The 22297-nt window shown below is 68.9% G+C and carries 19 protein-coding genes and 3 pseudogenes; 8 read left to right on the forward strand and 14 right to left on the reverse strand.

Annotated elements, in window-relative coordinates; genetic code table 11:
- The first annotated feature begins 4 nt into the window (after window positions 1-4).
- The 3 genes and pseudogenes from ACQ858_RS07085 (at window position 5) to mmsB (ending at window position 3231) form a co-directional block, all read left to right on the forward strand.
- Window positions 5-1159 carry an acyl-CoA dehydrogenase family protein gene (locus ACQ858_RS07085; protein WP_431276035.1) on the forward strand — a complete coding sequence of 385 codons (1155 nt, stop codon included), beginning with the start codon at window positions 5-7 and terminating at the stop codon, window positions 1157-1159.
- 11 nt (window positions 1160-1170) lie between these two features.
- Entirely contained in the window at window positions 1171-2286 is a 1116-nt protein-coding gene (locus ACQ858_RS07090) for an enoyl-CoA hydratase/isomerase family protein (protein ID WP_431276036.1), read from the forward strand.
- Window positions 2287-2332: 46 nt separating this feature from the next.
- A pseudogene (gene mmsB / locus ACQ858_RS07095) lies at window positions 2333-3231 on the forward strand (3-hydroxyisobutyrate dehydrogenase).
- On the opposite strand, the gene ACQ858_RS07100 reads toward mmsB, so the two are convergent.
- The 13 genes from ACQ858_RS07100 to ACQ858_RS07160 form a co-directional block, all read right to left on the reverse strand.
- Window positions 3150-3701 carry a hypothetical protein gene (locus ACQ858_RS07100; protein WP_431276037.1) on the reverse strand — a complete coding sequence of 184 codons (552 nt, stop codon included), beginning with the start codon at window positions 3699-3701 and terminating at the stop codon, window positions 3150-3152. The pseudogene mmsB and the gene ACQ858_RS07100 overlap by 82 nt on opposite strands.
- Before the next feature lie 151 nt (window positions 3702-3852).
- Complete coding sequence (locus ACQ858_RS07105) at window positions 3853-4383, reverse strand: hypothetical protein (protein WP_431276038.1); 531 nt, start codon at window positions 4381-4383, stop codon at window positions 3853-3855.
- A 313-nt stretch (window positions 4384-4696) separates the two neighbouring features.
- Window positions 4697-5596 (reverse strand): dienelactone hydrolase family protein, encoded by a 900-nt coding sequence (locus tag ACQ858_RS07110; protein ID WP_431276039.1) that lies wholly within the window; start codon window positions 5594-5596, stop codon window positions 4697-4699.
- A 40-nt stretch (window positions 5597-5636) separates the two neighbouring features.
- Window positions 5637-5960 (reverse strand): chaperone modulator CbpM, encoded by a 324-nt coding sequence (locus tag ACQ858_RS07115; protein WP_431276040.1) that lies wholly within the window; start codon window positions 5958-5960, stop codon window positions 5637-5639.
- A gap of 5 nt (window positions 5961-5965) precedes the next feature.
- The gene (locus ACQ858_RS07120) at window positions 5966-6925 is read right to left on the reverse strand and encodes a DnaJ C-terminal domain-containing protein (RefSeq protein WP_431276041.1); all 960 of its coding nucleotides are present in this window, start codon (window positions 6923-6925) and stop codon (window positions 5966-5968) included.
- A gap of 38 nt (window positions 6926-6963) precedes the next feature.
- Complete coding sequence (locus tag ACQ858_RS07125) at window positions 6964-7578, reverse strand: histidine phosphatase family protein (protein WP_431276042.1); 615 nt, start codon at window positions 7576-7578, stop codon at window positions 6964-6966.
- A 20-nt stretch (window positions 7579-7598) separates the two neighbouring features.
- Window positions 7599-9176 (reverse strand): phospholipase D family protein, encoded by a 1578-nt coding sequence (locus ACQ858_RS07130; RefSeq protein ID WP_431276043.1) that lies wholly within the window; start codon window positions 9174-9176, stop codon window positions 7599-7601.
- A 56-nt stretch (window positions 9177-9232) separates the two neighbouring features.
- Window positions 9233-9877 carry a CDP-alcohol phosphatidyltransferase family protein gene (locus tag ACQ858_RS07135; protein WP_431276044.1) on the reverse strand — a complete coding sequence of 215 codons (645 nt, stop codon included), beginning with the start codon at window positions 9875-9877 and terminating at the stop codon, window positions 9233-9235.
- A gap of 63 nt (window positions 9878-9940) precedes the next feature.
- Window positions 9941-10720: a glutamine amidotransferase gene (locus ACQ858_RS07140; RefSeq protein WP_431276045.1), complete on the reverse strand. Its 780-nt coding sequence runs from the start codon at window positions 10718-10720 to the stop codon at window positions 9941-9943.
- A complete protein-coding gene (locus ACQ858_RS07145) occupies window positions 10717-12132 on the reverse strand; it encodes a GTPase/DUF3482 domain-containing protein (RefSeq protein WP_431276046.1) in 1416 nt (471 codons plus the stop codon). The genes ACQ858_RS07140 and ACQ858_RS07145 overlap by 4 nt, the downstream gene beginning before the upstream one ends.
- Window positions 12129-13499 carry a DUF2868 domain-containing protein gene (locus tag ACQ858_RS07150; protein ID WP_431276047.1) on the reverse strand — a complete coding sequence of 457 codons (1371 nt, stop codon included), beginning with the start codon at window positions 13497-13499 and terminating at the stop codon, window positions 12129-12131. The genes ACQ858_RS07145 and ACQ858_RS07150 overlap by 4 nt, the downstream gene beginning before the upstream one ends.
- 404 nt (window positions 13500-13903) lie before the next feature.
- Complete coding sequence (locus ACQ858_RS07155) at window positions 13904-15781, reverse strand: ABC transporter ATP-binding protein (RefSeq protein WP_431276048.1); 1878 nt, start codon at window positions 15779-15781, stop codon at window positions 13904-13906.
- Between the two features lie 87 nt (window positions 15782-15868).
- Complete coding sequence (locus ACQ858_RS07160; RefSeq protein ID WP_431276049.1) at window positions 15869-16756, reverse strand: LysR family transcriptional regulator; 888 nt, start codon at window positions 16754-16756, stop codon at window positions 15869-15871.
- A 90-nt stretch (window positions 16757-16846) separates the two neighbouring features.
- On the opposite strand from ACQ858_RS07160, the gene ACQ858_RS07165 reads away from it, so the two are divergent.
- From ACQ858_RS07165 to ACQ858_RS07175, 3 genes are read left to right on the forward strand one after another with little or no spacing between them, the layout of a single operon-like run.
- Complete coding sequence (locus tag ACQ858_RS07165; protein WP_431276050.1) at window positions 16847-17659, forward strand: DODA-type extradiol aromatic ring-opening family dioxygenase; 813 nt, start codon at window positions 16847-16849, stop codon at window positions 17657-17659.
- A gap of 25 nt (window positions 17660-17684) precedes the next feature.
- A complete protein-coding gene (locus tag ACQ858_RS07170; RefSeq protein WP_431276051.1) occupies window positions 17685-18575 on the forward strand; it encodes an alpha/beta fold hydrolase in 891 nt (296 codons plus the stop codon).
- Entirely contained in the window at window positions 18572-19003 is a 432-nt protein-coding gene (locus ACQ858_RS07175) for a GNAT family acetyltransferase (protein ID WP_431276052.1), read from the forward strand. Before ACQ858_RS07170 ends, ACQ858_RS07175 begins: the two co-directional genes overlap by 4 nt.
- 11 nt (window positions 19004-19014) lie before the next feature.
- Here ACQ858_RS07175 and ACQ858_RS07180 read toward each other — a convergent pair.
- Window positions 19015-19952 (reverse strand): annotated as a pseudogene (locus ACQ858_RS07180) (aldo/keto reductase).
- Window positions 19953-20085: 133 nt separating this feature from the next.
- On the opposite strand from ACQ858_RS07180, the gene imuA reads away from it, so the two are divergent.
- Both imuA and ACQ858_RS07190 read left to right on the forward strand, forming a co-directional pair.
- Entirely contained in the window at window positions 20086-20889 is an 804-nt protein-coding gene (gene imuA, locus ACQ858_RS07185; RefSeq protein WP_431276053.1) for a translesion DNA synthesis-associated protein ImuA, read from the forward strand.
- A pseudogene (locus ACQ858_RS07190) lies at window positions 20858-22218 on the forward strand (Y-family DNA polymerase). Before imuA ends, ACQ858_RS07190 begins: the two are co-directional and overlap by 32 nt.
- Window positions 22219-22297: the final 79 nt, after the last annotated feature.

A 22297-nucleotide genomic window follows, 5' to 3' on the forward strand; every position in this document is an offset into this window, starting at 1 on the left:
CCGCATGGACTTCGAGCTGACTGAAGAGCAGCGCGCCTTCGCGCAGACCGCGCGCGAATTCGCGCTTGCCGAATTGGCGCCGCATGCGGCCCGGTGGGACGCCGAGGCGATCTTCCCCAGGGAAGCGATCGCCAAGGCCGGTGAACTGGGCTTCTGCGGCCTCTACGCGCCCGAAAGCGTCGAAGGGCTCGCGCTGCCGCGTCTCGATGCGACGCTGGTGTTCGAGGAGATGGCGGCGGTCGATCCGTCGACCACCGCTTTCATCACGATCCACAACATGGCGACGTGGATGCTAGGCACCTGGGGCGGCCCGGCCGTGCGCGAGCGCTGGGGCGCCGATCTCACGAGCGGGCGCAAGCTCGCGTCCTACTGTCTGACCGAACCCGGAGCGGGCTCCGATGCCGGATCGCTCAAGACGCGCGCCGAGTTGCAGGGCGGCGAGTACGTCATCAATGGCGGCAAGGCCTTCATCTCCGGCGCCGGTTCCACCGACGTGCTGGTGCTGATGGCGCGCACAGGCGGCGGCGGACCGGGCGGCATCTCCGCCATTGCGGTGCCGGCCGATGCGCCCGGCATCAGCTACGGCAAGAAGGAACACAAGATGGGTTGGAACAGCCAGCCCACGCGCACCATCAGTTTCGACAACGTGCGCGTGCCGGCAGGGAACCTGCTCGGCCAGGAAGGCGAGGGCTTCCGCATCGCGATGAAGGGGCTCGACGGTGGGCGGATCAACATCGCGACCTGCTCGGTGGGTGCCGCGCAGGGCGCGCTCGATGCGGCGCGTCGCTACCTGCATGAGCGCCAGCAGTTCGGCAAGCCGCTCGCGAGCTTCCAGGCGCTGCAGTTCAAGCTCGCCGACATGGCGACCGAACTCGTTGCCGCGCGGCAGATGGTGCGGCTCGCCGCAAGCAAGCTCGATGCGGGGCACGCCGACGCAAGTACCTATTGCGCGATGGCCAAGCGCTTTGCGACCGACGCCGGCTTCACCGTCTGCAACGAAGCGCTGCAGCTGCATGGCGGCTATGGCTACCTGAGCGAGTTCCCGCTGGAGCGTCTGGTGCGCGACGCGCGCGTGCACCAAATCCTCGAAGGCACCAATGAAATCATGCGAATGATCGTCGCCCGCAAATTGCTGGACGGCGATTCAGACATCCGATGACAACCCAACCAATGACCGATCCCGTCGTTCTCTTCAACGAAATCAAGACCGCCAACGGCAAGCGCTTCGGCGTTGCCACGCTCAATTCGCCCGCATCGCTCAATTCGCTCTCGGTGGCGATGGTGCGGCTGCTCATCCCGAAGCTGCGCGAATGGGCGCAGGACGACGGCGTGGTCGGCGTGCTGCTCGACGCAGCGGGCGAGAAAGCCTTCTGCGCCGGCGGCGATCTGCGCCAGCTCTACCAGACGCTGCTCGAGTGCGGACCCGCGCGCAACACCTACGCCGAAGAGTTCTTCAGCGAGGAGTACGAGCTCGACCACCTGATCCACACCTTTCCGAAGCCCTTCCTGTGCTGGGGACACGGCATCGTGATGGGCGGGGGCGTCGGACTGATGTCGGGGGCGTCGCATCGTGTGGTCACGCTGCAAAGCCGCGTGGCGATGCCCGAGATCAACATCGGCCTGTACCCCGACGTGGGCGGAAGCTGGTTCCTGCGCCGTGCGCCGGGGCGCGTGGGCTTGTTCCTCGCGCTCACTGCTGCGCCGTTGAATGCAGCCGATGCGATCTTCTGCGGGCTGGCGGACATCGTGGTGCCGCATGAGCGCAAGGCGCAGGTGCTCGATGGCATCGCGGCGGCAGCGTGGCAGGGCGAGTCGAAAGCGGATCGCGCATTGCTGTCGCGCCTGCTCGCGAAGGCGGGCGAGGGTGCGGAGAAGCAGCCATCGAAGCTGCGCGCGCATTTCGACACGATCAACGAACTGATGGCCGGTGACGACCTGATCGACATCGCGAATCGCCTGCGCGCGCTGAAGTCGGACGATGCCTGGCTGCAGACCGCTGCCACCACTTTCGCCAAGGGCTCGCCGAGTTCCGCGGCGCTGTCCTTTGCGCTCTGGCAGCGCGTCACCCGCATGTCGCTCGCCGAAGTGTTCCGGCTCGAATACTGGGCATCGCTCGGCTGCTGCGCGCACAAGGACTTCGCCGAAGGCATTCGCGCGCTGCTGATCGAGAAGGACCGCAATCCGCGCTGGAGCCCCGCGACGCTCGAAGAGATCACGCCGGAGTTCATAGAGGACCATCTGCGCGTGCGCGCCCCGGGCCCGCATCCGCTGGCCGCGCTCGTTTGAATCCGCTTCGTCGCAAGAAGCATTGATCAAGAACGGAGACATGATCATGAAGATCGCATTCATTGGCCTCGGCAACATGGGGGGCCGATGGCCCTGAATCTGAAGAAGGCGGGCCATGAGGTCCGGGGCTTCGACCTCTCGAAGCCGGCGTGCGAGAAGCTCGCGGGCGACGGCCTCGGTATCGCGGCATCGACGGCCGAGGCCATCGCAGGCGCCGAGGTCGTGATCAGCATGCTGCCTGCGAGCCAGCACGTCGAATCGCTCTATCTCGGCAGCGAGGGCAAGCCCGGGCTCATGGCGCAGATCCCCGCGGGCACGCTGGTGATCGACAGCAGCACCATCGCCGCCGCGAGCTCGCGCAAGGTGGCTGAGGCCGGTGCGAAGCGTGGCGTGGCGGTGATCGATGCGCCGGTGTCTGGCGGCACCGGCGGCGCGATCGCGGGCACCTTGACTTTCATGGTCGGCGGATCGGAGGCCGACCTCGAACGTGCGCGTCCCGTCCTCGAAAAGATGGGCGCCAACATTTTCCACGCTGGCGGCGCAGGCGCAGGGCAGACCGCGAAGATCTGCAACAACATGCTGCTCGGCATCCTGATGATCGGCACCTCGGAAGCCATTGCGCTGGGCGTTGCCAACGGGCTCGATCCCAAGGTGCTGTCGGAGATCATGCGCCGCAGTTCGGGCGGCAACTGGGCGCTCGAGAAGTACAACCCGCTGCCGGGCGTGATGGAAACCGCGCCTGCTTCGAAGGGCTATGCGGGCGGCTTCGGCACCGACCTGATGCTGAAGGACCTCGGCCTCGCGCAGGAGAACGCGGCAGCCGTGCGCGCGGCCACGCCGCTCGGCGGGCTCGCACGCAATCTCTATGCGGCGCACAGCCTCGCGGGGCATGGGGCGCTCGATTTCTCGAGCGTCATCAAGCTGGTGCAGGCGAAGTCCGCGTAGGACGCAGCGCGGGTGCCGCGTGGGGCGTTACTGCGGCACGACGCGCGCCGCGGCCCCTGGCCCTGGATGAACACGCGCTGGCCCACGCGCAGACCAGGCGTCGTGGGCTGGGTCACTTCGACGAGCACGCCGCTGTCGGTGCGCACGAAGATCTCCTGACCGGGCTGCGAACCCGCGGCGTTGTTCGCGATCTGCGCGCCGGCCATGGAGCCGCCGATCGCGCCGGCCACCATGGCCACGTCGCGTCCCGTGCCGCCACCGATCAGGCTGCCGAGCCCCACGCCGGTCAGGCCGCCGACCACGGCACCCACTCCGGTGTGGGCGTCGCTGCGGATGGTGGTGGGGGTGATCTGCTCGATCTTGCCCTGCGTGATCGCCATCGGCGCCTGCTGTTGCGGCACCGCACAGGCGGTGAGCACGAGGGCCGTGGCGAGGGTCGCGATGCGGGTATGCAGTTGTCGGAATGCCATGATGAACGTCGCTCCTTCGGTGAGATTGCTTTGTCGTTTCGGGACTGCGATGCGCAGTCTGACGCGATTCGCGATCATCGCCAAGGTGTTCGGGGCGCTTCCTTCCGCGTTCGGCTTCTGCTAGGGCGCTGCGAGGTGCTTCGCCCTCGAGTCAGAACGCCAGCGTCGGATTGCGGTGCAGTTCGTCGCGCTTGCGCTGCTCGCGTACCAGTCTGCAGCGCGGATGCTGGGCGTACTGCGGCTTGTCGCAATGCGCGGCCTCGCAGCGCGCCGCGAAGACGAAGTTGAGCGTTTCGCAGCCGCTGCGCGGGTCCAGCGCGCCGACGCGCGCCGGTGGCGCGGCCCGGGGAACCTGCCTGCGCTCGGCCGGCTGCGGCGAGGGCGTCAACGCGGCGACCGGGGGCGACATCGCTGCCGGAGGGGCTGCCGGGCCGTCTGCTGGCGCGGCGCTGCCGGCCGGGGTGACGACCGCGATCTCGCCCGGGGCGAGCGATGCGCCGAGCGAGACGGCTTCCGGTGCCGGAGCCTTGTGTGTGTCGGCGGCGAGGGCGAGGGAAGGGGCCGCAGAGGCCGGCTGCTCGATACGCGAGGCCACGGTCGCGGAGGGCACAGCAGGCGGCGGCTTGCGCAGCAGGTGCACGTACCACGCGGCGATGCCCGCCAGCAGAACGAGCACTGCCACGCCGACACCGATCCACAGCCTAGTAGGAGACTGTGGATCGATGTGCACCGGCGCGGCCACGGCCGGGGTCGAGACGACGGGGGAGCCGGCATCGCCCGCATGGTTTCCAGCATCGACGGCTGGGTCGGAATGAAGGTCGGGAGCTTGCGCGCGCATCCATGGCAGAACATCGCGGAATCGCGGTTCTCCGTTTGGCAGGCGGGGCAAATCACGGGCATGAGGCACTCCGGACGCGTTCCAGGGACGCGAAGCTTCCACTTTCGGTGGAGTGTGGCGCGAAGTCTGCCAGTCGTCGCCTACTTTGAGGGCCCGCTCAGGCGCCGTCGAGCCGCGCCTCGAAGAATTCCACCGTGCGCGACCAAGCCAGCTTGGCGGCCGCGGCGTCGTAGCGCGGCGTGGTGTCGTTGTTGAATCCGTGCTGCGTGCCGGAGTACTGGTAGACGTTGAACTTCACGTTCGCGGCCTTGAGCGCGGCTTCATAGGCGGGCCACGCCGCGTTGATGCGTTCGTCGATGCCGGCCTGGTGAACCAGCAGCGGCGTCTTGACCTTGGCGGCTTCCGACGGCGCTGGCGCATTGCCATAGAACGCCACCGCCGCGTCGAGCTCGGGCAGGCGCGTGGTCAGGACGTGGACCATGCCGCCGCCCCAGCAGAAGCCGACCGCGCCGATCTTCCCCGACGAATCGGGGCGGCCCTTCAACCAGCTGGCGGCGGCGACGAAGTCCTCGTGCGCTCGGTTCTGGTCGAGCTTGCCGAAGGCTTCTCGCGCCTTGTCCTCGTCGCCGGGATAACCGCCGAGCGGTGTCAGTGCGTCGGGCGCGAAGGCCATGAAACCGTCGAGCGCGAGGCGGCGCGCGATGTCCTCGATGTGCGGATTCAGCCCGCGGTTCTCGTGGATCACGAGCACCGCGGGCAGCTTCTTCGAGCCCGCGTTCGCCGGTCGCACGAGATAGCCGTTGACGGTGCCGTTGCCGGCGGTCGAGGGGTAGCTGAGGCGCTCGGCTTTGAGCCGCGAATCGTTCGGCGGCACCTGCTGGGCCGCCACGAAATCGGGGCTCAGCGCCGCGAGCAGTCCGGCGGCGGTCATGCCCGCCGTCGCGAACTTCTGCGCCCCCGCGAGAAAGCCGCGGCGGTCGAGGTTGCCGTGCACGTAGGCGTCGAAAAGAATGAGCAGATCCTGGTCGAAATCCTTGGCAGTGAGACGTGGTTGCATCGAAGACTCCTGGATGGGATTGGAGGTGCCGGCTCAGGGCTCAGATCTCGCGCCCGAGCCCTTGCGCGCGCAGCACGGCCTTGAGCCGGCGCACCTCGTGTTCGAGATCGAGGATCAGTGCCGCCGCATCGAGCCCCACGCCGAAGTCGCGCTCCAGTCGCCGCGCATCGAGCGCACACTGCAGGTCACTGCTGTGGAAGCGCCACTCCTCGGGTTGTTCGCCCGGCTCGCGCGATTCGATGATGCCGACTTCGACCAATCGAACCACCCAGTCGATCTCCGCACCGCAGGCATGGGCGAGTTCCGCGGCGGCGAGGGGATGCGAGGCGCTCAGCGCGGTGGTCGTGACAGTCACAGTAGCCATGGTCGTCAAACTCCAAGATGGCGGCGCGGATTGAAGGGTGCCGCGGCGGCGAGCTGCTCGTAGGCCTTGCGCGCCGCATCGCTGTCGGCCGGCGGCAGCGCGATTTCGAGCAGCAGGTAGAGATGCCCCGGTGGCTTGCCGGGCAGGCCACGTTCCTTGAGCCGCAGCTTCAGGCCATTGCGCGCGTTGGGCGGCACGGTCACCTCGACGACGCCGCCGCCCGGCGTGGGCACTTGCACCTTCGCGCCGAGCGCGCCTTCGGTCGGCGTGATCGGCAGCGTCATGTAGAGGTCGCGGCCCTCGACACGGTAGAGCTTGTGCGGCGCGATGCGCACTTCGAGGTAGAGATCGCCCGGCGGCTCGCCGCCATGGCCCGGCATGCCCTGGCCCGCGAGACGGATGTACTGGCCCGGATGCACGCCGGCGGGGATCTTCACGCTCAAGGTGCGCGTCTTCCATTGCGGATGGCCCTGCGCGTCGACTTCCTGCGAGCGCAGCGTGATCTCGCGCTCGGTGCCCTTGATGGCGTCCTCCAGCGCGATCTCGATCGCGGCATGGTGGTCTTCGCCGCGCGCGCGGTAGTGGCGCCGCTCGGCACCGCGCCGCTCGGCCGCACCGAACAGGGAGGAGAAGAATTCGCTGAACTCCGCGTGATCGGCCGGCCCCGCGTGCGGGCCGCGATGAAACTCGAAGCCCTCGTCCCATCCGGGCGGCGGCTGGAATCCGCCGTCGGGGCTGCCGCCGCGCGCGACGTGGTCGGCGAGCTGGTCGTAGGCCGCGCGCTTTTCCTTGTCGCGCAGCACGTCGTTCGCCTCGTTGATTTCGCGCATGCGCACGTCGGCATCGGGTTCCTTGCTGACGTCGGGGTGGTACTTGCGCGCGAGCTTGCGGTAGGCCTTGCGCACCTCGTCCTCCGAGGCGCCGCGTTCGAGCCCGAGGATCTTGTAGTAGTCCTTGAAGTCCATGACGATGGGTTCCGAAAAGAGTGCGGTGAACGGCGCGATCAGGCCAGGGCGGCCCCGCCGTTCACCTGCTGCAGGAGGGGTTTCAGGCGCCATCTGGTGCCGTTGCGCTCGAATCGCAAGGGTTGCGCATTGCCGAGCACGCTGAGATCGACCGGCACGCCCAGAAGCGCCGCAAGGACGTAGAGCGTGCCGCCGTGCGCGACGATGAGCACGGGGCCCGGGTGCGTCAGCGAGTGCTCGATCGCAGCGCGCGAGCGGTCGACGAATTCGGGCAGCGTCTCGCCGTTCTCGGGCGCGCAGGCCCAGTCGATCTGCGCCGACGAGGTGCCGATGAGCGCGCCGAAGTTGCGCTCGCGCAGCCCTTCGAGCACCAGCGGCGCGATGCCATGCGGCGCCGACACCGTGTGCGCGGTCGTCAGCGCGCGCACCACGCCGCTGCTGAGGATGCTGCGCACCGGCTCGCCGGCAAGGATCGTGGCGGCGTGGTGCGCCTGCTGCACGCCGAGTTCGCTCAGCGGTTCATCGGTGGCCTGGAAGATACGGCGCGCGTTGCACGCGGTCTGCCCGTGGCGCAGGAAATAGAAGTGGTCGCACGCGGGCGAGAGCGGCTGCCTGGCGGCGAGTTCGGCTAGAAGTTGGAGGCCTGGTGTCATCGGGTTCTTGGAGCGGCCGACTAGAGCAACCACTCAATGGGCAGGACTTCGAGGAAGTCGATCCACAGGCGCTTCACTGCGCCCGAGCCGGGTTCGGAGGAGTGGCGCGTCTCGCCGGTCGGTTCGACGTCGATCCATTCGAGCCCATGTCCGTCGGACTGGCGCCGCACGAGGTAGGCGCGTGTGGGAATGGTGGTGTCGAACTGCTCCGACAGCCTTCCGGCGAGCGCCGGGCTTTCGATGACCACGCCCATCTCGGTGTTGAGCCCGGCGGAGCGCGGGTCGAGGTTGTACGAGCCGACGAAGATGCGCTCGCGATCCACCGCGAAGGTCTTCGCATGCAGGCTCGCGGCCGAGCTGGCGCGGCTGCCGCTGCCGGGCAGTCCGCGCGGCTTGTCGACGTCCTTGTCGGGCGGCGGCACGGCCGAGCCCGGCTTCAGCTCGTAGAGCACCGCGCCGCCTTCGAGCAACTCGCCACGGTACTTGGCATAGCCCGCATGCACCGGGCTCACGTCCGTGGCCGAGAGCGAATTGGTCAGCACGCGCACCTTCACGCCGCTCTGCGCGAGATCGACGAGCGACCTGGTTCCATTGGCGCCGGGCACGAAGTAGGGCGACACCAGATCGAGCTCGCGCTTCGGCTCGCCCATGGCCCTGAGCAGCTTCGGCAGCATCTGCAGGTCGCTGCGGTCCGTCGGCTGAAGCACCTTCGACGGATCGTCGTGCAGCACGCGCGCGGTGGTCCATTCGAAGTCGAGATTCTTGTCGGCCAGTTGCGCCATGAGCGGCGTCTTGCGCACTGCTTCGATGTACTGGACGGCCTCGGGGTTCTCGTGGACCTTGTCCCACGCCTCGCGAAGCGTTGCGGCGCTGCCCGGCTGCGCGGGCGCGATCACGCTGGCGGCGGGATAGGCCGAAGCGCTGTTCCAGAACAGGTCGAACTCGTTGGAGACTTCCTGTACGACCGGGCCGATGCCCATCACGTCGAGATCCTGGAAGCCCACGTCCATGTTGGCGCCGTAGTACTCGTCGCCGATGTTGCGTCCGCCGACGATGGTCGCCTGGTTGTCCGCGGTGAAGGACTTGTTGTGCATGCGGCGGTTGACGCGCGAGAAGTCGGAGACGAAGTCGCCCGCGCGGAAGCCGCGGTTCGCGAACGGGTTGAACAGCCGGATCTCGATGTTCGGATGGGCATCGAGCGCCGCGAGCGTGGGGTCGAGCCCGCCGGTGTTCGCGTCGTCGAGCAAGAGCCGCACGCGCACGCCGCGCTCGGCGGCCTCCCAGATGGCCTGCCAGAGCAGCTGGCCTGTGGTGTCGTCGTGCCAGATGTAGTACTGCAGGTCGAGGCTGCGGTCCGCGAGCTTCGCGAGCACCACGCGCGCTGCGAAGGCGTCTTCCGCCAGGACCAGCGGATGGATGCCCGATCTGCCCGGATGCGCCGTTGCCAGTGGACGCACCGCCTTGCCGAGCCGCGTGTCGGCGGTGTTTGCGAGTGCGTTCGTCGGCGTCCGCTCGACGCTGGCCGGCAGGCTTGCGCAGCCGGTGAGCAGCAGGCCGAGGAGGAAGGCAACAAGCGCGCGTGAAGCGGTCAGGGTCACGATGCGGTTCGGCAATGACGATGCGGGGATTCTAGGGACCTGATGCCGCAGCGCGACTACAGCTTGGGGATGCGCAAGGTCTTGCTGATCATCAGGGTGCCGGAGAGTGCGAACAGCAGACACAGCGGATGCAGCGCCCACGGGCCGAGCGCCCATGCACCGCCCCAGATGTTGTTGCCGACACGGCCTTGCCATGCGGCGAGCGCGAGGATGCCGACGAGCACCACACTGGTCGGAATGGGCGTGCCTTCGAAGTACTTGACCTTGCCCGCGCCTTCGGAGAGCGCTTCGGCCGTGACGTTGTAGCGTGCGAGCCGGCTCACGCCGCAGCAGACGAAGTAGATCAGGATCACGCAATCCCAGCCGCCGTTGAGGCCTGCCGCGAAGGCGAGCGATGCAGGCAGCACGCCGAAGGAGATCACGTCCGCCAGCGAATCCAGCTCGCGGCCGAGTGCCGAGTTGGTCTGCCGCCAGCGCGCGATGCGGCCATCGAACACATCGAAGACGAAGGCCGCCGGCGCGAGCGCCGCCGCCCACAGGAAGTGCACGACCGACTGGCTGGCGATGAAGGCCATCGCGAGAAAGATCGCCCCGACGCCGCAGGCCGCGTTCGCGAGGGTGAAGAAGTCCGCGAGATGAAAGCCGCGGATCATCGAGAAGTGCTTCGGGACCGGGCGGGTGCCGGAGGCAGTGTGGGGCATGGGCTGTTCCTTGATCGGACTGCGGCAGACCTTAGCGCAAGTCGGGGCGGCCGGGTGGAGTCGCTACGCCGATGCCGCGGCGCGCGCCTCGGCGATGCGGGCGAAGCGGCCGAGCAATCCTGCGGCCGCGGGCGTGGGCTTCACCCGTGCTTCCACGGCGCCGGGCTCTGCGCCCCCGGCTCGAATCGGCTCGGCGAGATGCTCGACATAGCCGCGCATGATCTCGTCGTCGAACTCGGGATGGAACTGCACACCCCAGGCGCTGTCGCCGATGCGAAAGGCCTGCGTCGCCTCGAAGTCATTGCCCGCCAGAAGCACTGCATCCTTCGGCAGGCGCAGCGCGCTTTGCCGGTGCACCACGTGCGCGTCGAAGCGTGGCGGCAGTCCGCGCGTGAGCGGATCGTCCGCCGCCTCGGGCCGGAGTTCGACCTGCACCGTGCCGATCTCCATGCCCACCGGGTGGTCGCCGGCCTCGCCGCCGAGCGCATCGGCCAGGAGCTGGTGACCGAAGCAGATGCCGAGCACCGGCGTGCGATGGGCCACCAGTTGCCTGAGCCATGCGCCGGTGCTTTCGCTCCAGGGTTCGCGGTGCGACACCATCGCGTGCGAGCCGGTCACGATGGCGCCCGAGAGCGTGGCGGGATCGGGCAGCGTGTCGCCGCGGCGCGGGTCGAGCACCACGACGGGCAGCGGCGTGTCGCCGAGTCCGGCGGCGATCCAGTGTTCGAAGTCGCCACGGTGTTCGCGCAGCAGCTCGAAGGTGTCGCCGACCTTGATGATCGCGAGGGGGCGGGGGTCGATGTCTTCCATGCCTTCGATCATGCCGGAATCAGGCGCGGTCATGCGGGCGCGTGGTCGGCGGCCTCGATGGCCTCCCGCAGTCGCCGCGCCACCTGCGAGGCGAGGTCGTGCCGCTGCGGCGCCTCGCGCCAGCGCAGGCGCGTCTCGGATTCCCAATCGGGATGGCTGCGGGCCGGCTGTGCAGCCCGCACGACGTCCGCCAGCGCGCGTTGGTCGATGCCGCCGGGGCCATCGGCGCCGATGCGGTCCTGTGCCGCATGCCCGCGGTATTCGAGCGCGCGCAGCAGCCGGGCCTGCCAGCCCATGAGCACGAACAGCACGCGGTCTTCGACGGTGAGCTCGTGCACGTCGCGCAGCTTGTTCGCGAGCTTGCGTCCGAGCGGGCCGAGTCCCTGCGACATCGCGCCGCCGATTGCGCCGCCCAGTGCCGCGCCCGTGCCGAGCGAAAGGCCGGCCAGCGCGAGATCGGCCACCACGCCCACCGCCGCGCCCACCGCCACGCCCTTGCCCAGAAGGATGCTGGCGTCCTTCAGCGCCTCGGGGTGGAAGAAGTCCATGGTCCATCGGCCTTCGATCGCGGGCAGCGGCGCTTCGTCCGCATCGCCCTCGCGGAATCCGTAAAGCGCGAGCAGATCGTCGGCGCAGCGCTGCGCCTTGTCGAAGAGCGACTGCTGCAGTCCGGAGACCCGTGCGTGGCGTCCTTGCTCGTCGGCGAATTCGGCGGCCGTCGCAGTGCGCCGCATCGCGGTGGCGTCCACGAGGAGTTCGGCGATGCGTCGGCACGCGGCCTGCCGGCGCTGCGAGAACTCGGCGTCGAGCGATGCGGCGACCTTGTCCAGTGCGGCCCGCCGGTCGCGCAGCAGCGTCGAAAGATCGCGGTACAGCTCGCGCTCCGCACCGACGAAAGGGGCGGCCGCATCGAAGCGCACCACCACGTGCAGGCCGTAGGCCGACAGCAGCTCCTTCCATGCGCTTTCGCGATGCGCGGCGCCGTGCAGGAAGTTCAGCACCGGCAGCACCGGCCGCGCGCAGGCGTTGAGCAGTTCGATCTCGGCGCGGAACTTGGGCAGCACCGGCTCGCGCGCGTCGATCACGAGAAAGGCCGCATCGATCTCGAGCATCGCGCGCAGCACCTTGGCTTCCTGCTCGAACACGCCGTGCGCTTCGGGGCTCTGGAGAAAGCGGCGGATGCGGTCCGGCGGCGTCAGGTTCTTGTCGAAGACCTCGAGGTGCTCGCTCAGCGCGACGGCATCTTCGAGGCCCGGCGTGTCGAAGAAGCGCACGGCGGGCCTGCCGCCGACTTCGAGGTCCACCGATTCGACGTGGCGCGTGGTGCCCGGCCGCTCCGACACCTCGCCGAAGTTCACGCGCCGCGTGAGGGTGCGCAGCAGCGAGGTCTTGCCGGCGTTGGTGTGGCCGACGACGGCGATACGGATGGGCTTGTCGGTCGTCATGTCCAGTCGTGGAGCATAGGCTCCAGCGCGTCGCCGGCACGGATGCCGTCGAGTCCAGTGTCGGCCAGCCAGGTGTGCCAGCGCCGGCGTGCCTCCTCGTCCGCGGTGCCGAAGAGCCAGAGACGGCAATCGCTGCACAGCGCCAGCACTTCGCGCAGGAAGCGCTCGGTGCCGCGGTCGGGACTCGAGCCTGCGTGGCAACCGACGAGTACCCGGCGCGGCCGCAGCCGGGCCAGCGTGTCGAGCAATTGCCGCCGCGCCGAAGCGCTGCCGTCGACGCGCATCGCGCGGGCGCCGCGCATCTCGAGCGCGGCGGGCGGCCAGGGCAGTTCGTCGGGCAGTTCGAAGCCGATCGCCATCAGCGTGTCGGTGGTGTCGTCTGAAGGCAGATGCCGCGGTGCGAGATGCGGCGACTGGCCGGGATCGGCGTCGACGATGCGCGGCGGTGTCAGCGCATCGAAGCGTGCGATCAGCTTGCGGTAGTAGGGCAATGAGAGATCAGGCGACAGCGCCTTCCTGCGCATCCGCCAGACCGCCGCGCACAGCAGCGCGAAGGCGGTGCGCGGAAGGAGTCCGTAGACCACGATGCAACCCGTGAGCCAGAGCGCCCATGCGCGCTGGCCCGATGCCGCCGCGAGGGGCGAGCGCACCGCGTCCGCGTCCGGAACGGGAAACCCCAGCCATGCCGGCAAGCGGCCCAGCCATTGAACGCCTTGCACGAAGAAATCGGGATCGAGGATCGTCGTCTCCCAGTTCAGCGTGTAGTTGCGGAACGCCAGCGCGAAGAGCATGGCTGCGATCGCCACCGCGAACGACAGCGCCCAGATGGCATGGCTCACGAAGCCCAGAGCCCAAGGCAAGAGCCGCGCCTGCGCGAGCAGCCGCGTGGTGGCGCGCAACAGCACCGGCGCCTGGCCCTGCCGGCCGCCCGCGACGCGCGCGGTCAGCGCCATCCAGATCCAGCCGAAGGATGCGTTGAAGGAGCCGGGCGACACCAAGAGTCCGATCAGCCACAGAAGCAGCGTGAGGAGGTGCAGGCCCAGCAGGCTCGCGAGCGCCACGACGACATTGATCCGCCGCTCGCCGCCGCCGAGCACGTTGCCCGCGAGCGAGAGACCCGCGATGACGATCACCGCCACCAGCCCGAGGAGCACCCACGGGGCCCACGCGCGGGCGCGCGCGAATTCGGCGACGAGCCCCGTCCTCTCTGCGAGGATGCGCGCGCGACGGACGATCCGGCCCGCCGCACCGGGTTCGGCGCCGACGGCTTCGCGCAGCGCCTGCGAATCCTCGAGCGGCCCGGTCTCTTCGATCAATCGCACTGCTTCGGTGAGCGTTGCGTCCTGGAACGAAGAGGGATGAGGCACGGAGTTCGACAGCTTTCTTATGTCACGGCAAGCAGGCACTCCGGCGCACCGGAGGGGAGCCGGAAATTATGCCCGTGGCCAACGGGGAGCCGCGTCCACGAAGCGGCCGCGGCTACGGCCTCGTCAACGCCATGCGCAGGGGAAGAAGGTCTTCAGCAGAGGCCGCGCAGCGGACCCCTTCGCAGGCACCCGCGGAGCCGGCTACACGAAGTGAGCAAGCAACGGGGGTGGGCTTCACCTCAGGCCGAAGAACGACAACACGGCGACCACGACCACGACCAGACCGACGATGTAGATGATGGAATTCACGGTTGAAACTCCTCTGTTGAAGACGTTGTCAGCATGCCCATCGCCCCCCGTCGGCGGTGTCGGCGGGGTGCACCGTCCACTGTAGGACTCGCGGGTCAGACTGTCGATGTCTCGGCCTCTTCACTGTCTTCGCTGCCGTCGTCGCTGTCGTCACCGAGGAAGCCGCCGCTCTGGTGGGCCCAGAGGCGCGCGTAGAGCCCGCCTTTGGCGAGCAAGGTCTTGTGGTCGCCTTCCTCGACGACGCGGCCGTTGTCGAGCACGACGAGTCGGTCCATCGCGGCGATGGTCGACAGCCGGTGCGCGATCGCGACCACCGTCTTGCCCTCCATCAGGCGGTAGAGGCTGGCCTGGATCGCGGCCTCGACTTCGGAATCGAGCGCGCTGGTGGCTTCGTCGAGCAGCAGGATCGGCGCGTCCTTCAGCATCACCCGCGCGATCGCGATGCGCTGGCGTTGGCCGCCCGACAGCTTGACGCCGCGTTCGCCGACATGGGCCTCGTAGCCTTTGCGGCCGGCCGGATCGCCCAGCGTCTGGATGAAGGCGTGCGCCTCGGCGCGTTCGGCCGCGGCCTGGATCGCGGCTGCCGTCGCACCGGGCTTGCCGTAGCTGATGTTGTCGGCCACCGAGCGATGCATCAGCGAGGTGTCCTGCGTGACCATGCCGATGTGGGCGCGCAGGCTGTCCTGGGTGACGTGCGCGATGTCCTGCCCATCGACGAGGATGCGGCCGCCGTCGAGGTCGTGGAAGCGCAGCAGCAGGTTGACCAGCGTCGACTTGCCCGCGCCCGAGCGGCCGACCAGGCCGATCTTCTCGCCCGGCGCGACAGTCAGCGTGAGGTCGTCGATCACGCGCCGGCCCGCATCGCCGTAGCGGAAGCCCACATGCTCGAAGCGGATCTCCCCGCGCGGCACCTGCAGCGTCCTGGCACCCGGCGCATCGACCACCGTGCGCGGGCGCGAGAGCGTCTTCATGCCGTCCTGCACCGTGCCGACGTTCTCGAACAGGCTGGTCATCTCCCACATGATCCAGTGCGACATGCCCTGCAGGCGCAGCGCCATCGCGGTCGCGGCGGCCACCGCGCCGACGCCGATCACGCCCTGCGACCAGAGCCATAGCCCCATGCCTGCCATGCCCGCGGTCAGGCCCATGCTGAGGGTGTGGTTGGTGATCTCGAAGGCGCTCACGAGCCGCATCTGCGCGTAGCCGGTCTGCATGAACTCCTGCATGGCCGAGCGCGCGAAACCGGCCTCGCGGTGCGCGTGTGAGAAGAGCTTGACCGTTGCAATGTTGGTGTAGGCGTCGGTCACGCGGCCGGTCATCGATGCGCGCGCGTCCGCCTGCGCCTTGCCGATGTGGCCGAGGCGCGGCACGAAGAAGACGAGCTGCGCGATGTAGAGCGCCAGCCAGATGACGAAGGGCAGCATCAGCTGCCGGTCGAGCACCGCGGCGAGCACGATCATGGTCGCGACGTAGACGCACATCGCCACCAGCACGTCGGCCAGCACGAAGATGGTGTCGCGCACCGCGAGCGCGGTCTGCATGACCTTGGCCGTGATGCGACCCGCGAACTCGTCCTGGTAGAAGGCCATGCTCTGGCCGAGCATCAAACGGTGGAAGTTCCAGCGCAGCCGCATCGGCAGGTTGATCGCGAGCGTCTGGTGCTTGACGATGGTCTGCAGCGCGACGACGGCGATGCTCGCGACCAGCGCGAAGCCGAGCCAGGCCAGCGTGGTGCCGCGCTCTTCCCACAGGCGCGCGGGGACCTGCCCGCCGAGCCAGTCGACGATGCGCCCAAGGATCGCGAACAGCAGCGCCTCGAAGGCCGACATCGCCGCGGTGAGCAGCGCCATCGCGGCGATCGCACCGCGCAACCCTTGTGTGCACGACCAGACGAAGGCAAGAAAGCCGTGCGGCGGCAGCCCGGGTTCGGCGGGCGGGTAGGCGTCGAGGCGTTTTTCGAAGAAGCGGAACAAGGCGAACGGTCTCCAGTGAGGCGCCGACTGTACCGGCGCACACGGCCCTGCGCGCGTCAATGGATATGCCCGCGAGGGGAATGCGTGCTAGGCCCCGCCCAGCCGCGCGCCGAGGAAATCGATGAAGCTGCGCAGTTTGGGCGCCATGTATTGCCGGCTCGTGTACACCGCGAACAAGGTGACCGGCGGCGCGGCGTAGTCGGGTACCAGACGCACGAGCCGGCCGGCAGCCAGGTCCTCGTCGACCAGCCATTCGGGCAGGAACGAGAGGCCGATGCCGGCGTGCACCGCGTGCAGCGTCAGGTTGGTGTCGTCGGACTTCATCACCGGCTGCAGCCGCAGCGGCGCCTGTCGGCCGCCGGGGCCTTTCAGCGTGAAGCCCTCGAGGTTGACGTAGCTGGGCACGATGGCATCGAGCTTCGCGAGATCGGCCGGCGAGACGGGAAGCCCGCTGCGGGCGATGCACGCAGGCGCAGCCACCAGATGGAACTGCAGCTTGCACAGCGACCGTGCGATCAGCGCGGGCGAAGGCTCCTGCGTCGCGCGCAACGCAAGGTCGTAGCCGTCGGCCGCCAGATCGACCTTGCGGTTCTCCAGATGCATGTCGACCACGACTTCGGGGCATTGCGCGCGGTAGCCGGCCAGCACGCGCGCGAATCGCGGTGTGGCGCACCACACGGGCGCGCTGACCTTGAGCTGGCCGCGCGGCGTGGCGCTGGTCTGTCCGATGGCGGCCTCGGCGGCATCGAGCAGGTCGAGCGCGCGGCCGCTCTGTTCGTACCAGGCCTGTCCGGCTTCCGTGAGGCTCAGGTGGCGGCTCGAACGGTGAAGAAGCCGTGCGCCGAGCGACTTCTCGAGCTGCGCCACATGCTTGCTCGCCATCGGCGGCGAGATTCCGAGGCGTTCCGCCGCGGCGGCGAAGCTGCCGGATTCGACCACTTCGCGAAACACGCGAAGGCTTGTCAGGCGGTCCATGTCGATTTCCTGTGGAGAAACGAATCGATGCATCGTAGCCCATCGATTTCTCATGCGGAAATCTCTAGACTTGCTCTGAAGGAGCAATCCATGAGCAGCACCAATTCACGTCTTCCCACCTATTTCATCTCGCACGGCGGCGGCCCCTGGCCGTGGATGAAGAAGGAGATGGGCCATGCCTACGACAAGCTCGAAGCCTCGCTGGCTGACATGCCGCGCCAGATCGGCCGCCAACCCGACGCGATCCTGATGGTCTCCGCGCACTGGGAGGAGTCGGCTTTCACCGTCCAGGGCAACCCGCACCCGCCGATGATCTATGACTACGGCGGCTTTCCGGCGCACACCTACCAGGTGCACTACGACGCACCCGGTTCGCCCGAACTCGCGCGCCGCGTGCAGTCGCTGATCGAAGCCGCCGGGCTGCCGGCGCGCATCGATCCCGAGCGCGGCTTCGACCACGGCATGTTCTCGCCGATGGCGGCGATCTACCCGAAGGCCGAAGTCCCGGTGGTGCAGCTGTCGCTGCGGCGCGGGCTCGATCCGGCCGAGCACATCGCGCTGGGCCGCGCGATCGCGCCGCTGCGCGACGAGAACGTGCTGATCGTCGGCAGCGGGCTGAGCTATCACAACCTGCGCGCCTTCGGTCCGCAGGCGCGCGATGTGTCGAAGGCGTTCGACGACTGGCTGAACGCCGTGGTGGTCGGCCGGGCGGCGGGGCGACGCAACGAGCAGTTGCTGCAATGGTCGGCCGCGCCGGCCGCGCGCATTGCCCATCCGCGCGAGGAACACCTGATCCCGTTGATGGTCGCCGTGGGCGCAGCGGAGGACGAGACGGCCGAGCGTGTCTACCACGAGGACGCCTTCATGGGCGGCATCGCGGTGTCGAGCTTCAGGTTGGGATAAGCCGCCGGCGCGTCACAATGCGCCGGTGCCCTATTTCTCCACCTACGAACCCCGCGCGGAGGCGGAAGCCGTCCGCCTGATCGAGCGCGTCGACGCGCTTGCCACCCATCACGATGTCGAGCACGGCGGTGTCCGCGTGCGATGGCGGCGCTTCGGCAACGACGCGTCGAATCCGCCGCTGGTGCTGCTGCACGGCGGCCATGGCAGCTGGATGCACTGGCTGCGCAACATCGAGTCGCTTTCGGCTGCGCATACGCTGTGGCTGCCCGATATGCCGGGCTTCAACGACTCCGATGCGATGTCCGAACCGGCATCGGGCCAGTCGCTGCTCGATGCCTTTCTCGACACGCTGTGCGCAACGCTCGACGGCCTCGTCGGCGCGGAAACCGAGATCGACCTCGGCGGCTTCTCCTTCGGCGGCCTGATTGCGTCGAAGCTCGGCGCGCGGCGCGGCCGCATCCGCCGGATGATCCTGATGGGCAGCGGCGGCCACGGCACCCTGCGCCGCATGACGGTGGAAATGATCAACTGGCGTGCCGCCGCCGACCGCGACGAGGAACGCGCCGCGCTGCTGCACAACCTCGCCGCGCTGATGCTGCACGACAGGGCATCGATCGACGCGGTGGCTTTCGCGATCCATGACATCTCGTGCCATGGCACGCGCTTTCGCAGCAAGGAGATTTCGCTCTCGGGCGGCCTGCAGTCTGCGCTCGACGCCATCGGCGGGCCGCAACTGCTGGTCTGGGGCGAATACGACGTCACGGCCGATCCGCGGCCGCTGGTGGCGCAGCTCGCCCGGGACCATCCGCTGCGCCAAGGCGCGGTGATCGAGGGAGCGGGGCACTGGGTGCAGTTCGAGCGCGCGGATGAAGTCAACGCGCGGGTGCTGCGCTTCCTGTCGGAGTCGCGCGCATGAGCACGGTGATCGCCACCTATTCCGACGGGGTCCACCGCGCCGGTGTCGTCGCGCTGTGGCGCAAGACCTTCGACTACGGAACGCCGCACAACGATGCGGATTACTCGCTCGACCTGAAGCTCAAGGCCGATGACGGCCTGCTGTTCGTTGCGCTCGAAGACGGCGCGGTGATCGGCACCACGATGGCGGGCTTCGACGGCCATCGCGGCTGGATCTATTCGGTGGCCGTCGATCCGGCCTTTCGCCGTCGCGGCATCGGGGCTGCCCTCGTTCGGCACGCGGAGCAGGCCCTGAAGGCGCAGGGCTGCCCGAAGGTGAATCTGCAGATCGTCACCGGCAACGAGCAGGTCATCGGCTTCTACGAATCGCTGGGTTTCAGCGTCGAGCCACGTATCAGCATGGGCAAGCGCTTCCCCTGGCGCGAGTAGCCGCGCCGACGCTATACGGCCAGCGACGCGGCATGCCGCCGCCAGAACGCAGCATCCGGAATCGCCCCCGCGCCGGCGGCCGCGTTCTCTGCCATGTGCTCGGCCCGGCCCGTGCCGGGGATGGTGCAGGTCACGGCCGGGTGGCTCAGCACGAACTTGATCAGCACCTGCGCCCAGCTCGTGCAGCCGATCTCGGCGGCCCAGTCGGGCAGCGGCTTGTCGCGCAGCCGGCGCAGCAGGCCGCCGCCACCGAAGGGCATGTTGACGATCACCGCCACGCCGCGTTCGGCGGCCAGCGGCAGGAGTCGCTTTTCGGCCTCGCGCGCGTCGAGCGAATAGTTGATCTGCAGGAAATCGAGCTTCTGCGCGCGCAGCACCGACTCGACTTCGCCATAGGCGGAAGTGGTGTAGTGCGTGATGCCAACGTAGCGCACGCGGCCCTGGTCCTTCCAGCCGCGCAAGGTGGCGAGGTGCGTGCGCCAGTCGACGAGGTTGTGCACCTGCATCAGGTCCATGCGCTGGGTGCGCAGCCGGGCGAAGGATTGCTCCATCTGCGCGATGCCGGCCTCGCGGCCCGAGGTCCAGACCTTGGTCGCAAGGAAGGCGTGCCGGTTCGATGCGGCCAGCAGTTCGCCGGTGGTTTCCTCGGAGCGGCCGTACATCGGCGAGCTGTCGATGACCGAGCCGCCGGCCGCGAACAGCGCGTCGAGCACGCCGGGCAGGCGCTGGTATTCGGGCGTGCCGGGGCGCTGGTCGAAGCCGAGCCGGTGCCGCAGCCGACCACCGGCAAGGCGTCCTGCGTCGAGGGGATGGGGCGGGTGTTCATGCGGGGCCTGCCTGGCTGCTGTTGCTGCTGCGCGAGTGCGGGGATCGCGGCGCCGGCGCATAGCGCCATGCCCAGCCGCAGCAGCCGGGCACGCGTGAGGAGGAGGGCGCCTGCATCGGTCATCGCGCGCAGTATCCGGAGCGGACCGCAGGCTTGCTCAGGCTTCTCGCGGTTCCCGGGATGGCTGCTCGGGATTACAAGAAAATTCTCTAGTCGGGCGCAGAAATACTGTATAAAAATACAGTAAAACTGCATCATGGGCCTGCCTTTCCTCGACTCCTTTTCCGCTGCCGCCCGCCATGGCGTCTGGCATGCCGACGAGCTCGGCAGCGCCGACGCGCAGGTCATCGGCACCGGTCATGCGGCACTCGATGCCGAGTTGCCCGGCGGCGGCTGGCCGGTCGGCGCGATGACGGAACTGCTGCAGACCGCGCCGCATGACCCCATCTGGCCGCTGCTGCTGCCCGGTCTCGTGCAGGCGGTGCAGGCGCGCGGCGGGCCGGTGGTGCTCATCGGTGCGCCCTGCGAGCCCTTCGGTGCTTCGCTGGCCGCGCATGGGCTCGCGCCCGAGTCGTTGATGTGGGTCTGCAGCGACGCGCCGGCCGCGCGTCTGTGGGCCTGCGAGCAGGCCTTGCGCTGCGCCGACGTGGGTGCGGTGCTGGCCCGGCTGCCGCAGGCCCGGGTCGGCGAACTGCGTCGGCTGCAGCTCGCGGCGGCGCAGCACGAGGCACTGCTTTTCGTCTGCCGGCCCGAGACGGTGGCGCAATCGGCTTCGCCCGCGCGGCTGCGGCTGCACATCGTGCGCAGCGCGGTCGATGCGGGGCAAGTCGAACTCCACATCCTCAAGCGGCGCGGCCCGCCGCTCGCGACACCGGTGATGGCCCCGGCGCGCAGCGAGCGCATGAGCGCCTTGCTCGCCGCTGCGCGGGTGCGCCGCAAGCTGCGCCTGCAGCAGGGCGCGTCGGTGCCGGAAGCGGCCGATTCAGCCATCGTGGTCAGCATCGGCGAGTGGAAGAAAGAAGGACGCCATGCACTGGATCGCTTTGCAGTGGTTGCCTGAATCCGATGCCGATGACATCCCTCTGCCGCCCCCCGAAGCCCTGAGCTGGTGGGCGCTGCAGTTCACGCCGCATGTCGCCTGGCAGGACGAGGCGCTGATGCTCGAAGTCGCCGCCTGCGAGCGGCTCTGGGGCGGGCGGCTCGGCCTCATGCGCCAGCTCTCCGGCACCAACCCCGCGCCCGACACGCGCCTGCTGGGTGCGCAGGGCGCCACCGGCCTGGAGGCGCTCGCGCGGCTGCGGCTTTTCGTGCGCGGGGAACGGCGGCCGGACGACATGCCCGCCGGCCTGCCGCTCGACACGCTCAGCGCCGCGCGCGACCACCTCGACCTGCTCGCGCGCCTCGGCTGCCGCACCTGGGGCGATGTGGCCGCATTGCCGCGCGGCGGGCTCTCGCGGCGTTTCGGCGCAGGGCTGCGAGAGGCGCTCGATGTCGCCTGGGGGCTGCGCCCCGAAACCCATGTCTGGCTCCAACTGCCCGACGTGTTCGAGCAAAAGCTGGAACTGCCCGCGCTGGCCGAGAACGCGGGCGAACTCATGTGGTCGGCCAACCGCTTGCTCGCGGCGCTTTCGATCTGGCTGCGCGCGCGCCAGCGCGGCGTACGTGCGCTCGAACTGCAATGGACGCTCGACCTCAAGCGGCTCAATGGCGTGGACCTGCCGCCGCACCAGCACATCACCGTGCGCACCGCCGAGCCCACGCAGGACATGGCGCACCTGCGCCGCCTGCTGGCCGAGAAACTCGCGCTCACCACGCTCGCCGCTCCCGCGAGCTGGCTGCGGCTGCGCTCCCTCGAAACCGATCCGTGGGGCGGCGTCAGCACCAGCTTCCTGCCCGAGGACAACCGCAAGGGCGACAAGCTCCATGAAATGGTCGAGCGGCTCAGCGCGCGTCTCGGACCGCAGCAGGTACTCGTGCCCGTGCCGCATGCGGATCACCGCGCCGAGCGCACGCAGGCGTGGCAGCCGGCCTTGTCGGGAAATCGGCCGCAGGGGCCGCAGGAAAAGAAAGAAAAAAGAAGGAGCGCGCAGCCACCGCGCCGTCCCGGCCGGATGCGATTTACCCAACGTGGTTGCTGCCCGAACCTTTGAGACTCGACATGGACGGCGAGCGTCCCTGCTATCGCGGTCCGCTGCGCAAGCTGATCGGACCGCAGCGTGTCGAAGCCGGCTGGTGGGGCGGCACGAAAGACGGCGGCCAGCCGGCGGTGCGCGACTACTACGTCGCCGAAAGCCCCGAGGCCGGCCTCGTGTGGATCTATCGCGAGCGCGTGCCGACCCGCTTCGCCGACGCCGAAGTGCACTGGTATCTGCAGGGCCTGTATGCCTGAAATCAAGCTCACCCCCAGGCTGCGCGCAGCCGCCACGACCGGTCTTTGGCCGGCGGAGCCGAGCTCGTTCGTGAAACAC

It is taken from the genome of Variovorax ureilyticus (genome assembly GCF_050632185.1).
Classification (GTDB): domain Bacteria; phylum Pseudomonadota; class Gammaproteobacteria; order Burkholderiales; family Burkholderiaceae_C; genus Variovorax; species Variovorax ureilyticus_A.

Bases quoted from the DNA above. Each gene is read 5' to 3' on its own strand.
- ACQ858_RS07085 (WP_431276035.1), top strand. From the start codon at position 5: ATGGACTTCGAGCTGACTGAAGAGCAGCGCGCCTTCGCGCAGACCGCG.
- ACQ858_RS07090 (WP_431276036.1), top strand. From the start codon at position 1,171: ATGACCGATCCCGTCGTTCTCTTCAACGAAATCAAGACCGCCAACGGC.
- ACQ858_RS07100 (WP_431276037.1), bottom strand. From the start codon at position 3,701: ATGGCATTCCGACAACTGCATACCCGCATCGCGACCCTCGCCACGGCC.
- ACQ858_RS07110 (WP_431276039.1), bottom strand. From the start codon at position 5,596: ATGCAACCACGTCTCACTGCCAAGGATTTCGACCAGGATCTGCTCATT.
- ACQ858_RS07115 (WP_431276040.1), bottom strand. From the start codon at position 5,960: ATGGCTACTGTGACTGTCACGACCACCGCGCTGAGCGCCTCGCATCCC.
- ACQ858_RS07120 (WP_431276041.1), bottom strand. From the start codon at position 6,925: ATGGACTTCAAGGACTACTACAAGATCCTCGGGCTCGAACGCGGCGCC.
- ACQ858_RS07125 (WP_431276042.1), bottom strand. From the start codon at position 7,578: ATGACACCAGGCCTCCAACTTCTAGCCGAACTCGCCGCCAGGCAGCCG.
- ACQ858_RS07135 (WP_431276044.1), bottom strand. From the start codon at position 9,877: ATGCCCCACACTGCCTCCGGCACCCGCCCGGTCCCGAAGCACTTCTCG.
- ACQ858_RS07140 (WP_431276045.1), bottom strand. From the start codon at position 10,720: ATGACCGCGCCTGATTCCGGCATGATCGAAGGCATGGAAGACATCGAC.
- ACQ858_RS07145 (WP_431276046.1), bottom strand. From the start codon at position 12,132: ATGACGACCGACAAGCCCATCCGTATCGCCGTCGTCGGCCACACCAAC.
- ACQ858_RS07160 (WP_431276049.1), bottom strand. From the start codon at position 16,756: ATGGACCGCCTGACAAGCCTTCGCGTGTTTCGCGAAGTGGTCGAATCC.
- ACQ858_RS07165 (WP_431276050.1), top strand. From the start codon at position 16,847: ATGAGCAGCACCAATTCACGTCTTCCCACCTATTTCATCTCGCACGGC.
- ACQ858_RS07175 (WP_431276052.1), top strand. From the start codon at position 18,572: ATGAGCACGGTGATCGCCACCTATTCCGACGGGGTCCACCGCGCCGGT.
- imuA (WP_431276053.1), top strand. From the start codon at position 20,086: ATGGGCCTGCCTTTCCTCGACTCCTTTTCCGCTGCCGCCCGCCATGGC.